This is a genomic window from Companilactobacillus formosensis, from assembly GCF_005405305.1.
In the GTDB taxonomy this organism is placed as follows: domain Bacteria; phylum Bacillota; class Bacilli; order Lactobacillales; family Lactobacillaceae; genus Companilactobacillus; species Companilactobacillus formosensis.
Genome location: NZ_BJDU01000005.1, coordinates 1 through 12,724, shown reverse-complemented (window position 1 = coordinate 12,724; position 12,724 = coordinate 1). Strand labels below are relative to the sequence as shown.

Annotated in this window: 17 protein-coding genes; all 17 read left to right on the top strand. The window is 36.8% G+C overall.

The genetic code is table 11. The features are described from left to right. Nucleotides 1–71 precede the first annotated feature (71 nt). The 17 genes from atpB (at nt 72) to FFM65_RS06525 (ending at nt 12,563) form a co-directional block, all read left to right on the top strand. Complete coding sequence (gene atpB, locus FFM65_RS06605; RefSeq protein WP_059074478.1) at nt 72–782, top strand: F0F1 ATP synthase subunit A; 711 nt, start codon at nt 72–74, stop codon at nt 780–782. 23 nt (nt 783–805) lie between these two features. Then, nucleotides 806–1,018: a F0F1 ATP synthase subunit C gene (gene atpE, locus FFM65_RS06600; RefSeq protein WP_010020175.1), complete on the top strand. Its 213-nt coding sequence runs from the start codon at nt 806–808 to the stop codon at nt 1,016–1,018. Between the two features lie 82 nt (nt 1,019–1,100). After that, the gene (gene atpF, locus FFM65_RS06595) at nt 1,101–1,622 is read left to right on the top strand and encodes a F0F1 ATP synthase subunit B (protein WP_371851279.1); all 522 of its coding nucleotides are present in this window, start codon (nt 1,101–1,103) and stop codon (nt 1,620–1,622) included. Continuing rightward, nucleotides 1,609–2,157 carry an ATP synthase F1 subunit delta gene (gene atpH / locus FFM65_RS06590; protein ID WP_119318387.1) on the top strand — a complete coding sequence of 183 codons (549 nt, stop codon included), beginning with the start codon at nt 1,609–1,611 and terminating at the stop codon, nt 2,155–2,157. The genes atpF and atpH overlap by 14 nt, the downstream gene beginning before the upstream one ends. Before the next feature lie 15 nt (nt 2,158–2,172). After that, nucleotides 2,173–3,717, top strand: coding sequence for a F0F1 ATP synthase subunit alpha (atpA, locus tag FFM65_RS06585; RefSeq protein ID WP_059074476.1), 1,545 nt, complete (start codon nt 2,173–2,175; stop codon nt 3,715–3,717). Nucleotides 3,718–3,734: 17 nt separating this feature from the next. Next, nucleotides 3,735–4,652 carry a F0F1 ATP synthase subunit gamma gene (locus FFM65_RS06580; protein WP_119318388.1) on the top strand — a complete coding sequence of 306 codons (918 nt, stop codon included), beginning with the start codon at nt 3,735–3,737 and terminating at the stop codon, nt 4,650–4,652. Between the two features lie 20 nt (nt 4,653–4,672). Next, on the top strand, nt 4,673–6,124 hold the full coding sequence (gene atpD, locus FFM65_RS06575; RefSeq protein ID WP_119318389.1) for a F0F1 ATP synthase subunit beta: 1,452 nt from the start codon (nt 4,673–4,675) through the stop codon (nt 6,122–6,124). A gap of 17 nt (nt 6,125–6,141) precedes the next feature. After that, nucleotides 6,142–6,570, top strand: coding sequence for a F0F1 ATP synthase subunit epsilon (locus tag FFM65_RS06570; protein ID WP_057812090.1), 429 nt, complete (start codon nt 6,142–6,144; stop codon nt 6,568–6,570). Between the two features lie 115 nt (nt 6,571–6,685). Beyond that, nucleotides 6,686–6,916, top strand: coding sequence for a DUF1146 family protein (locus FFM65_RS06565; protein ID WP_010020165.1), 231 nt, complete (start codon nt 6,686–6,688; stop codon nt 6,914–6,916). Nucleotides 6,917–6,944: 28 nt separating this feature from the next. Next, the gene (murA, locus tag FFM65_RS06560; protein WP_119318390.1) at nt 6,945–8,267 is read left to right on the top strand and encodes a UDP-N-acetylglucosamine 1-carboxyvinyltransferase; all 1,323 of its coding nucleotides are present in this window, start codon (nt 6,945–6,947) and stop codon (nt 8,265–8,267) included. A 105-nt stretch (nt 8,268–8,372) separates the two neighbouring features. Next, nucleotides 8,373–9,362, top strand: a complete 990-nt coding sequence (locus tag FFM65_RS06555) for a rod shape-determining protein (RefSeq protein ID WP_119318391.1) — start codon at nt 8,373–8,375, stop codon at nt 9,360–9,362. Between the two features lie 8 nt (nt 9,363–9,370). Beyond that, on the top strand, nt 9,371–9,553 hold the full coding sequence (locus FFM65_RS06550) for a DNA-directed RNA polymerase subunit beta (protein WP_010020162.1): 183 nt from the start codon (nt 9,371–9,373) through the stop codon (nt 9,551–9,553). 4 nt (nt 9,554–9,557) lie between these two features. Beyond that, nucleotides 9,558–9,851 carry a membrane protein insertion efficiency factor YidD gene (yidD, locus tag FFM65_RS06545; RefSeq protein ID WP_119318392.1) on the top strand — a complete coding sequence of 98 codons (294 nt, stop codon included), beginning with the start codon at nt 9,558–9,560 and terminating at the stop codon, nt 9,849–9,851. Between the two features lie 10 nt (nt 9,852–9,861). Beyond that, on the top strand, nt 9,862–10,083 hold the full coding sequence (locus FFM65_RS06540) for a DUF2969 family protein (protein WP_059074143.1): 222 nt from the start codon (nt 9,862–9,864) through the stop codon (nt 10,081–10,083). 11 nt (nt 10,084–10,094) lie between these two features. After that, a complete protein-coding gene (locus tag FFM65_RS06535) occupies nt 10,095–11,297 on the top strand; it encodes an FtsW/RodA/SpoVE family cell cycle protein (RefSeq protein ID WP_059074144.1) in 1,203 nt (400 codons plus the stop codon). Between the two features lie 8 nt (nt 11,298–11,305). Then, entirely contained in the window at nt 11,306–11,602 is a 297-nt protein-coding gene (locus FFM65_RS06530) for a glycine cleavage system H family protein (RefSeq protein WP_059074145.1), read from the top strand. 103 nt (nt 11,603–11,705) lie between these two features. After that, on the top strand, nt 11,706–12,563 hold the full coding sequence (locus tag FFM65_RS06525) for a helix-turn-helix domain-containing protein (protein ID WP_059074146.1): 858 nt from the start codon (nt 11,706–11,708) through the stop codon (nt 12,561–12,563). Nucleotides 12,564–12,724 lie beyond the last annotated feature (161 nt).

Sequence of the window (12,724 nt, the reverse complement as noted above, 5' to 3'; positions counted from 1 at the left end):
ATATATAAAATTTAGTGTTATTATTTTGTGGTATCAATTGTTTTCAATAAGCGAAGAAAGGAGGGTTATTATTGGATGATAAGTATAAGTTTATTGATTTCTTAGGCTTAAGATTCAATGTTGCAAATGACTTGTCAGTACTTGTCTCTGCAGTCCTTGTTTTCATTTTGGTGTTTGCATTATCTCGTAAAGTCACAATGAGACCAGGTAAAGCACAGAACGTACTTGAATGGATGATTGATTTTACTAATGGTATTGTAAAATCGGCAATGCCAGATGGTTCAGGTAAACAGTTCAATCTTTACGCGTTTGTATTATTCCTATTTATTTTTGTTTCTAACCAATTAGGATTATTCTTCCAGCTAAAGATCGACGGTTTCACATATGTTAAGTCACCAACATCTAATCCTTTGATTACAATGGGACTTGCGACGGTTTCATTGTTACTTTCACACTATTATGCTGTGAAGAAATTTGGATTTGGTGGTTATTTATCCAATTATGCGAGACCGGTAAAGTTTTTACTACCAATTAACCTTCTGGAAGAATTTACCAACTTCCTAACATTGTCACTACGTCTTTACGGTAATATTTTTGCCGGTGAAGTACTTCTTGCACTTATTGGAACTGTTGCCAAAAGCGTTGGCGCTGTGACATTTATTGGCGCAATGCCATTAGCCATGATTTGGCAAGGCTTTTCTGTATTTATTGGAGCCATCCAAGCGTACGTATTTACCACATTATCTATGGTTTATATTTCACGTAAAATGGAACAAGAATAACATTTATTGGAGGATTTTTAATTATGAAGGATATTGCGGCAGCTCTTGCAGCTGGTATCGCTGCTCTTGGAGCATCAATCGGTAACGGACTTGTTATTTCAAAAACTCTTGAAGGTATGGCTCGTCAACCAGAAGTAGCTGATAAATTAAGAGGAACAATGTTCATTGGTGTTGGTCTTATCGAAGCTGTTCCTATCATTGCCATTGCTATTGCGTTCGTTATTCTTTTCGTTTAATACATACGATTTTAAATTTGGCGATGTCTAAAGATAATCGCCTTTTAATGCTATGTATTTATTAGAAAGGAAGGAGTGAAGAATATTGGCAGGTTTATTAGTTCTCGGAGCTGGTCAAGTAGCTTTGGGTGACATGCTTTTCATTCTTATTTCTTTCATCATTTTGGCACTCTTAGTAAAACATTTTGCTTGGGGTCCTGTTACAAAAATGATGGATGCCAGATCTGAAAAGATTACTGGCGATCTTGATTATGCGGATCAGGAACGCACACGTGCTAAAAAGTTGGCTGAAGAACGTGAAGATGCTCTTAAAAATTCACGTGCTGAAGCAGTTGAAATTGTTAACAAAGCAAAGGAAAGCGGTGAGACTCAAAAGAAGTCTATCGTATCCGATGCTCATAGCGAAGCTGAAGAATTAAGACAAAGAGCTAAATCTGATGCAGCTAAGGCTAAACAAGATGCGTTGTCAGATGCTCAAAATGACATTGCAAACTTGTCTTTGGAAATTGCTTCAAAAGTTATTTCTAAAGAACTTAATGCAGACGATCAAAAGTCACTAATCGACTCTTATATTAAGGAGTTGACGGTAAATGAAACTAAGTAAATTTCAAGTGGGAAAACGATACAGTAAGGCACTTTTTGAAGTAGCCGAAGAACAAAATTCCATAGAAGAAGTACTTGAAGATTTAAAGTCTTTGAAAACTGTCTATGAAGAAAATCCTAGCTTGAGCTTTGCTCTTGCGGGACGTTCTATTTCTCGCACTGAAAAGATCAAAATTTTGGATACATTGAAGAGCCAATTTGGTGAATTGATGCAAGATTTCTTGGGATTAGTTTTTGACAACAATCGTATGGACTGTGTTACTGATATTGCTGATGCATTCATTGAAAAATATGATGAAGTTAACGGTATCGTTGAAGCAACAGTTAAAACAGCGATTGACTTGGATGAAGCACAAATCAGTCATCTTGAATCCGTAATTAAAGAGAGATTTTCAGTAAATAAAGTAAATTTAACGAAAATAGTCGATCCTACTATTATCGGTGGAGTTGTGATCCGTGTGGGAGATCAAGTTATCGATGGTAGTGTTGTTAAGAGATTTAATGACATCAAGAGAACACTATTGGTTAATAATTAAGTCGAGGTGAAAAGAATGAGCATCAAAACTGAAGAGATTAGTTCACTGATCAAAGAACAGTTAAAGAACTATAAAAATGAACTCTCAGTTGATGAAGTAGGTACAGTTACATACGTCGGTGATGGTATTGCTCGTGCTAATGGCCTTGAAAATGCTATGGCAAGTGAATTGCTAGAATTCCAAGACGGTACTTTTGGTGTGGCTCAAAACCTTGAAAGTGATGATGTTGGTATCATCATTCTAGGTAACTACGATAAAATTCGTGAAGGCGATACTGTTAAGAGAACAGGTCGTATCATGGAAGTTCCAGTCGGAGAAGCAATGATTGGACGTGTCGTAAACTCTTTGGGTCAACCAGTTGATGGTCAAGGAGATATTAAGACAGACAAAACAAGACCTATTGAATCACCTGCACCCGGTGTTATGCAACGTAAGTCAGTTTTTGAACCTCTACAAACAGGTTTAAAATCAGTTGACTCACTTGTTCCTATTGGTCGTGGTCAACGTGAGTTGATCATCGGTGACCGTAAAACTGGTAAAACATCAATTGCTATTGATACAATTCTTAATCAAAAAGATGAAGATATGATTTGTATCTATGTTGCAATTGGACAAAAGGAATCAACAATTAGAGCCCAAGTTGAAACCTTAAGAAAGCATGGCGCAATGGATTACACAATCGTTGTTGAAGCTGGTCCTAGTCAACCAGCACCTATGCTTTACTTTGCACCATATGCTGGTGCTGCAATGGGTGAATATTTCATGTATAACGGCAAGCATGTTTTGATCGTCTATGATGATTTAAGCAAGCAAGCTAATGCTTATCGTGAAATATCACTATTGCTTCGTAGACCACCTGGGCGTGAAGCATATCCCGGTGATGTTTTCTACTTGCACTCACGTTTGCTAGAACGTGCTGCTAAGTTGAGTGACAAATTAGGTGGCGGTTCAATGACTGCTCTACCTATTGTTGAAACACAAGCCGGTGATGTGTCAGCCTATATTCCAACTAACGTAATTTCTATCACTGATGGACAGATTTTCTTGAGTAGTGATATGTTCCACTCAGGTACACGTCCAGCTATTGATGCTGGTACTTCTGTTTCTCGTGTTGGTGGGGATGCCCAAATTAAGGCTATGAAGAAAGTTGCTGGTACTTTGCGTCTAGATCTTTCTTCATATCACGAATTGGAATCATTCGCTCAATTCGGTTCAGATCTTGATGAAGCTACAAAGGCAAAACTAGATCGTGGTCGTCGTACAGAAGAAGTTCTAAAACAACCTGTACACTCACCAGTTCCTGTTGAAAAACAAGTTTTGATTTTGTTTGCTTTGACAAGAGGATTCTTGGATAAGATCGATGTAGATAATATTAAAGAATATGAAACTTCACTTTCTGAATATTTCGATGCAAACCATGCAGATCTTTTACAAACAATCAAAGAAAAAGGTACATTGCCTGACGAAGATAAGTTCAAAGCTGCTGTAAAGGACTTTACAGAAAACTTCTTAGCTTCAAAATCAGGAACAGATTCAGATAGCAAGCAAGCAGAAAAATAATACAGGAGGTTTAAATAATGGCTGAGTCCCTTATGGATATTAAAAGAAGAATTTCTTCTACTAAGAAAACCGGTCAAATCACAAAGGCCATGCAAATGGTATCTGGTGCTAAACTCTCTCGTATTGAAAAGAAATCTATTGCTTATCAATTGTATGAAAAAAAGGTTGAAGATATTGTTAGACATTTGAAAGCAGCTGATGTTTTCAAAGAATTGTCAATCGCTGATGACTCCGATGATCCATTGAGTCTAAACAGTCTTCTAAAAGTTCGTGAAGTCAAAAAGACCGCTTATGTCGTTATTACTAGTGACCGTGGTCTTGTTGGTGGATACAATAGTAATATTTTGAAAGCTATGATGGAATTATTCGAAAAGAAGTATCATGGTGATCAAAGTAAATTTACTATCATTTCCTTAGGTGCTACTGGAACAGAATTCTTCAAGGCACGTGGATATGACGTATCGTATGAATATCGTGGTTTACCTGATATTCCAACGGTTAAAGATATCACTCCAATCATGAAGACGATTCTACAAATGTATCAAGCAGAATTGTTCGATGAAATTGATATTTGTCATAACCATCACGTTAACTCGTTGGTTTCTGAGTTTACAAATCAGAAACTTTTGCCATTGGCAGATCCTGATGACGTTACACCAGAAGAACAACAAGTTGCAACTGAATACATCACAGAACCAAACCCTAAAGCAGTTCTATCTGCAATTGTGCCTCAATATATTGAGTGTTTAGTTTTAGGAGCAATGATGGATGCAAAAACAGCAGAGCATGCCGCTTCTGTAACAGCCATGAAGAGTGCCAGTGATAATGCTGACGATCTTATTTCAAGTTTGTCATTACATTATAACCGTGCTCGTCAGGCTCAAATTACAACAGAAATCACCGAAATTATCGGTGGTGCTGCTGCACTTGAATAGTTTAGAAAGGAGCCAAATTAATGAGTAGCAAAGGTAAAGTTATTCAGGTAATCGGTCCAGTTGTCGATGTTGAATTTTCTTTAGATGCAGATTTGCCAGAAATCAATGATGCTCTTAAAGTTAAGAAAAACGACGGATCAGAGATTACCCTTGAAGTTGCTCTAGAACTAGGTGATGGCGCCTTGCGTGCTATTTCCATGAGTTCTACTGATGGACTTCAAAGAGGTGCCGAAGTACTTAACACAGCAAAGCCTATTTCTGTACCAGTTGGTAAAGAAACTTTAGGTCGTGTGTTTAACGTTTTAGGTGAATCTATCGATGGAGGCAAGGAATTCCCTGCTGACTTTAGAAGAGATAGTATTCACAAACAAGCACCTGCTTATGATCAATTAAATACATCAACAGAAGTTCTTGAAACAGGAATCAAAGTTATCGACCTTCTCGAACCTTACGTTCGTGGTGGTAAAGTTGGTTTGTTCGGTGGTGCCGGTGTTGGTAAGACCGTTTTGATTCAAGAATTAATTCACAATATTGCTGAAGAACATGGTGGTATTTCTGTATTTACTGGTGTTGGTGAAAGAACACGTGAAGGTAATGACCTTTATTATGAAATGAAGGAATCCGGTGTTCTTTCTAAAACAGCCATGGTTTATGGACAAATGAACGAATCACCTGGTGCTCGTATGCGTGTTGCCTTAACAGGTTTGACAATTGCTGAGTACTTCCGTGATGTTGAAGGACAAGATGTTCTATTGTTTATCGATAACATCTTTAGATTTACACAAGCTGGTTCAGAAGTTTCTGCCTTGCTTGGTCGTATGCCTTCAGCCGTTGGTTATCAACCAACATTAGCTACAGAAATGGGTCAATTACAAGAACGTATTACATCAACTAAGAAGGGTTCAATCACTTCTATTCAAGCTGTTTATGTTCCTGCCGATGATTATACTGATCCTGCTCCAGCTACAACATTCGCCCACTTGGATGCAACTACTAACTTGGAACGTAGATTGACACAACAAGGTATTTACCCAGCTGTTGATCCATTAGCTTCAACATCTTCAGCCCTTGATCCAGCAATTGTTGGTCAAGAACACTATGATGTTGCTACACAAGTTCAAGAGGTTCTTCAAAGATATCACGAACTTCAAGATATTATTTCTATCTTGGGTATGGACGAATTGTCTGATGAAGAAAAGACAGTCGTTGCTCGTGCAAGACGTATTCAATTCTTCTTGTCACAAAACTTCAGTGTTGCTGAACAATTTACTGGTAAACCAGGTTCTTATGTTCCTGTTGCAGAAACAGTTAAGGACTTCCGCGCTATCCTAGACGGTAAATACGATGACGTTCCAGAAGATGCCTTCAATGGTGTCGGTGGAATTCAAGATGTTATCGACAAGGCTAAGGATATGGGCTGGACACCAGCTGATGGCCAAGATGAAAATACTGATCAAGCAGTTGCCAATTAACGATAGGAGGAGATAATATGGCTGAAAACATTATGACGGTCAATATTGTTACTCCCGATGGTGTTGTTTATGATCATCATGCAAAACTCGTTGTTTTAAGTACCATTGATGGTGAAATTGGTGTTATGGCTCACCATGCTCCAATTATCGCTCCTTTGGTTATTGATGAGGTTCGTGTCCGTCGTGTGGATAAGCCCCATCATGAAGATTCAATCGCTGTAAATGGCGGGTTCTTGGAGTTTAGCAATGATCTAGTGTCAATCGTCGCCAACAGTGCTGAGAGAGCTAGAGACATTGATTTAAGACGTGCAAAATATGCTAAGCAAAAGGCCGAAGATACTATCAAAGTTGCGGAAGAGAAACACAACGTTGATGAATTGGCTCGTGCTCAAGTATCCTTGCGTAAGGCTATTAATAGAATTAACGTAAGTTCGCATAGAAATTAACTTAAAGGATTAGGGAAACCTAATCCTTTTTGTTTTAAATAATTTTAAAGTATTTGACTGTAAGCAGAATAAATTAAGTAAAAATGTTACTATCTAGAAAAGTGAGGTTTATAAAATGACAAATATCGGAATAAATGCCATAATAACGCTTATAAGTCATGTTATATTTATTTGGATCAGCTTCAACGTGTTGCAAGTGGTTGATTGGAAAAAGATTTATAACAAAACCAACCCTAAAATGTTACAATTACTTGTAGCGTTTATCGCAATCGCTCTAGGTTATACAGTTAGTTCGTTTTTCATGAGTATTTTTAGTTTAGCTCGAAATATAACCTTACTTTTTTAAATGATCCCAGGTTTTGGAGGAGAATATTGTGCAACAAATAATCGTTAATGGACCTACGCAATTAAAAGGAACTGTCAGAATTGAAGGTGCAAAAAATGCCGCTTTACCAATTTTAGCGGCGACTATTTTAGCATCAAAAGGTAAAACCTTCTTGACTAATATCCCTCCGTTATCGGACGTTATAACGATGTCTAAAGTTTTAAAAGCTCTAAATGCCGAAGTTTCTTATGATGAGGCTGATGAGATTTTGACTGTTGATACATCTAATGGAACTGCTACAACTGCACCAGAAGATCTAGTTGATAAGATGCGTGCTTCAATCGTCGTCTTAGGACCTCTCCTAGCTCGTAACAAGGAAGCACATGTTGCAATGCCTGGTGGCTGTGCAATTGGCTCTAGACCGATAGATTTGCATCTTAAGGGACTAGAAGCAATGGGTGCACAATTCAGTCAAAGAGGCGGTTTCATTGACGCAAAAACTGATGGTTTACACGGAGCTAACATTTATCTAGACTTTCCAAGTGTTGGTGCAACACAAAATATTATGATGGCAGCCACACTAGCTGATGGCGAAACAATCATCGACAATGCTGCTAGAGAACCCGAGATTGTTGATCTTGCTAATGTTTTGAGCAAGATGGGTGCAGATGTTACAGGAGCTGGTACTAATACCGTAAGAATCAAAGGAGTATCTGCTCTACATGGATGTGAACATTCAATTATGCAAGATCGTATTGAAGCTGGTACTTTCATGGTCGCTGCTGCTGTAACGAATGGTGATATCTTTATTAAGGATGCTGTTGGTGCTCACAATCGTCCTTTGATTTCCAAATTGATTGAAATGGGTGTTTCAATTGAAGAAACTGACGAAGGAATTCATGTTGTCGGAACTAATCAATTAAAACCTGTTGATGTTAAAACAATGCCACATCCTGGCTTCCCAACTGATATGCAAGCTCAAATGACTTTGGCTCAATTATTAAGCGTGGGAACTACAGTTATGACAGAAACAGTCTTTGAAAATAGATTTATGCATTTCCCAGAATTTGGAAAAATGAAGGCCGACTATAAGATTGAAGGTAATTCAGTTATTATGTTTGGTCCAGCGCAATTAAGTGGTGCTAACGTTGCTGCTACTGATTTACGTGCTGCTGCAGCACTAGTATTAGCAGGATTAGTCGCTGAAGGTGAGACTAGAGTATCTAACCTTCAATATTTGGACCGTGGATATTATCATTTCACTGAAAAGTTAAGAGATTTAGGTGCTAAGATCAGAAGAGTCTCAATCGATGAATCTGGTAGAGAAAGATTAGTATTGAATACAATACCAAGTGTTACAAAATTGGCTTAAAGTTCGCTTAAGGAAGTGGAAAAACCACTTTCTTTTTTTATTGGCAATTTAATGATTAGGCTGGTTATGATATACTTTTTGTGTTCAGATTTTGGAGGATATAGTATGTCGAAATATCTAGGAATTGATTTAGGTACAGCAAATGTACTGATTGATGTCAAAGGTGAAGGAATCGTCTTAAATGAACCTTCAGTTGTGGCAATCAATACAAATAATAATGATGTAGTAGCAGTTGGTAAAGACGCTTATATGATGGTTGGTAGAACTCCAGCTAACATTAAAGCTATACGTCCCTTAAAAGACGGTGTAATTGCTGACTTTGATATTACTGAAAAAATGCTTCAATATTTTATTGAAAAGCTAAATGTTGGTGGACGTTTCTCGAAACCAACAATTATGATTTGTGCACCAACAAATGTAACGCCAGTTGAACAAAAATCGATTATCGAAGCAGCCGAACAAGCTGGTGGTGGTAAAGTTTATCTTCAATTGGAACCAAAAGTTGCTGCTGTTGGAGCAGGTTTGGATATTTTCAAGCCACAAGGTAATATGGTCATTGATATTGGTGGTGGTACAAGTGATATTGCCGTCATTTCAATGGGTGATATTGTAACTAGTCAATCGCTTCGCTTCGCTGGTGATAAGATGACTAGTGCTATTCAAGCTTACATTAAGCAACACCACAATTTGATTATCGGTGAAAGAACAGCCGAACAAATCAAAATTGAAATTGGTTGTGTAATGGATGCTGATGAAAGTAAGACATTTTCAGCTAGTGGAATCGATATCGTTTCTGGTTTGCCAAAAGAAATCACTACAAATGAAGTAGAGATTCAAGAAGCTCTTCGTGATGGTGTTGACCAAATCGTTGCTGCTGCTAAGAATGTTTTGGAACAAACACCTCCTGAACTATCAGGTGATATCATTGATCGAGGTATCATGTTGACCGGTGGTGGTGCATTGTTGAAGAATTTAGACAAATTGTTGTCTGAAAAACTTCAAGTACCAGTTCTTTTGACTGATAGTCCATTAGATTCCGTTGCTTTAGGTACAGGTGTATTATTGGATCATATTGAAAAACATCAAAAATACTAGGGTGAAAAATGAAAAGAGACTTTGGCAAAGAATATCGTCATGATATTTTTAAAAAAATTGGTTGGGTATTACTATTAATGCTCATTTTCTTGGTTTTAGGCATGTTGATTGGATCAGCTTTAGGTGGTTCCAACCCACTAGCTGTATTGTGGCCAGGAACTTGGATGCACATGTTTGAATTTTTAAGGTAATTAGATGCTAAGAAAACTTTTAATTGGAATAGTTCGTTTTTATCAGAAATTTATTTCGCCAGTTTTGCCACCTAGTTGTCGTTATTATCCAACATGTTCGACTTACTTTATTGATGCGGTTAAAAAGCATGGTGGAATTTTAGGTACGATTATGGGGTTGGCACGTATTTTACGTTGCAATCCCTTTGTTCGTGGTGGAGTAGACCCAGTACCTGATAATTTCACTATTTTTAGAAATCCTCATCCGGAAAAATATGAAGATGAAATTATCGCCAAAAAATTTCATAACAAAGAATAGGAAAGATTTAATGTCTAATAGAAAAAAAACAGTTGAAATCAACTTAAAAGATATCAGTAGCGACCCTGAGACTTATGAACTTTGGGATCGTAAGAAATATATTGGTACCATCAAAAAAGATGGAGATCGTTATCTTTCATTCGTAGAAAGTAATGATACTCCATTCAAATCAGTAAAATTGGACGATGCAATCAATGAATTGTTAATGCAATATAATTTACATAATCATTAGCAGGTGTAAATATGCAAATAAGAGAAAATAGAAAAAAGAATGATGTGGATTCTCGAATCGATTACGGAATTATTTTTTCTGTAATGATGCTTGCGATGATTGGACTAATGTCTATTTACGTAGCTACGATTCAAGACTCACAAAATCCATTAAGAAATGTAGTTTCACAGTTAGCATGGTATGTTATCGGTGCAATTGGGATAGCAATCATCATGCAATTTGATGCGGAGCAACTGTGGCAGGTGGCAAATTATGCTTATTTTGCCGGGATTGCTTTGCTGTTTTTAGTTTTGATTTTTTATAGCCGCTCGTATGCTGCCAGTACTGGTGCTAAGAGTTGGTTTGCCGTTGGATCGTTTACGTTTCAGCCATCTGAAGTAATGAAACCGGCATATATATTGATGCTGGGGAAAGTTATTACGAATCATAACAGTGAATATCAAGTTCACACCATAAAAAACGACTTTATCTTATTGGGCAAATTATTCTTGTGGACTTTACCAGTCATGGTTCTTTTGAAATTACAAAATGATTTCGGTACTATTTTGGTTTTCGTTGCCATCTTAGGTGGAATGATTTTGGTATCTGGAATCGATTGGCGAATCCTCTTAACTGGTTTTCTGATTGTTGCCGTTATCGGTGGAACAGCTCTGTTATTTGCTACAACTGATTGGGGTCGTCAGATCCTAGGACATTTTGGTTTCAGATCTTACCAATTTGCCCGTATTGATAGTTGGCGTAATCCTTCGGCTGATACGTCAGAGAATGGTTATCAGATTTGGCAGAACATGAAAGCTATTGGGTCTGGTAAGTTATTTGGTAAAGGTTTTAACGTTTCTAACGTTTATGTTCCCGTCCGTGAGTCCGATATGATTTTCTCCGTTATCGGTGAGAATTTTGGCTTTATCGGTTCATGTGTTTTGATTTTGCTTTATTTCTTATTAATTTATCAAATGGTTCAAGTTACTTTTGATACTAAGAATGAATTTTATGCTTACGTATCAACTGGTGTAATTATGATGATTTTGTTCCATGTTTTCGAAAATATTGGTATGAGTGTTGGATTATTGCCATTGACGGGTATTCCACTGCCGTTTATTTCGCAAGGTGGGTCAGCTCTGTTAGGTAATATGATCGGTATCGGATTAGTGATGTCGATGAGGTTCCATCATAAGAGTTACATGTTTGAAAATGGTACTTTTAAGCAAAGGTAGGAATTTTTATGAGTGAAAAGAAAAATTATTACTGGATAAAAAAGGGTGACAAGACAACTCGTATAGGCTTAACTAAAGAGGCTCAAGAGGCTTTAGGGGATGTCAAATATGTTGAATTACCTGATCTAGATTCTGAAATTAAAAAAGGCGAATCTAGTGGTGAAATTGAAGCCCAAAAGGCTGTAATAGAGCTAGAATCACCGGTTGACGGGAAAATCGTTAAAGTGAACGATAAATTAAATGATAATCCTGAATTATTAAATGGTAGTGAAAAAGATGCATGGTTCTTTGAAGTAAATAATTAAATTTTTAAAATTTATCTTTTTATCGTTGCTTATTTCTTGCAACATTTTTTAATAACTGTTTAAATTATCCATGGAATTAATAAATGAATGGGGATAGTTTAGAATGAAAATTTTAGGTGAAAAGATTCGCCACTACAGAAAGCTCAGAGGTATTTCTCAATCTGAGCTAGCTGATGGTATTTGTACACAGGCAACTGTCAGCCTGATTGAAAAAAAAGACAAGATTCCAAGTATGGAAATTTTGGTTCGCATTTGTGAAAGACTGGGTATCACAATGAACCTTGTAATCGTCAATGACGATAGTCAAATATATTCCATCATTAGTGACATTAAGAAATCATTTTATCAAGATGATTTCGAGGGCATCAGTGACAAACTGGGTAAACTAAAAAACATCAATGTCAATAACAAGCAAGAAATCAAATTGATTCATTTCTTCAATGGATTGATTGAATACGTAAGTAGCAAGAATTATGACAAAGCTATTTTTGATTTCAACCGGGCTATGAATGTTAATATCGCTAATGTTGATATGTATGACATTTTGATCGACGTCTTTACCGCTAAGGCCTACATCAATAAGAAGTCAATGGACGAGGCTCGAGTTTATTACAATCAAGCCAAAGATTTGATCAAATCAAGTCTTGATAAGATTGGTGATGAAAATTACCACGACAGTATTTTGATTTACAGCAATATGGCAGACTTGTCATTGAAGCTTGAAGAAAATCAAAAGGCTATGGAATATGCTAATGAAGGTATTTTCATTGCTAGAAGAGAACAAACTTTGTTCAAACTCGATGAAATGTATTGTTACTTGGCAGATGCCGGTACTCGTGAAGGTCAAAAGACTGACGAGGACTACATCAAGGCATATGTAATCTCAAGTATCAGTGAAAACAAAACAGTTTTTGAAAAATTAAAGATTAAAATGAAAGATATGCATTTGAATATCTTTTAAATAAAAAATTTATTAATTTCCGCTAATCAAAAAGAGGGTCGATTCTTTTAGAATCGATCCTCGGGTCTACACTTTATCGTGTTGGTAGATTAATTCTACTGGCGCGATTTTTTTATACCAATTAAAAAAGGACATATATAATATCCTTTATAACCACGATT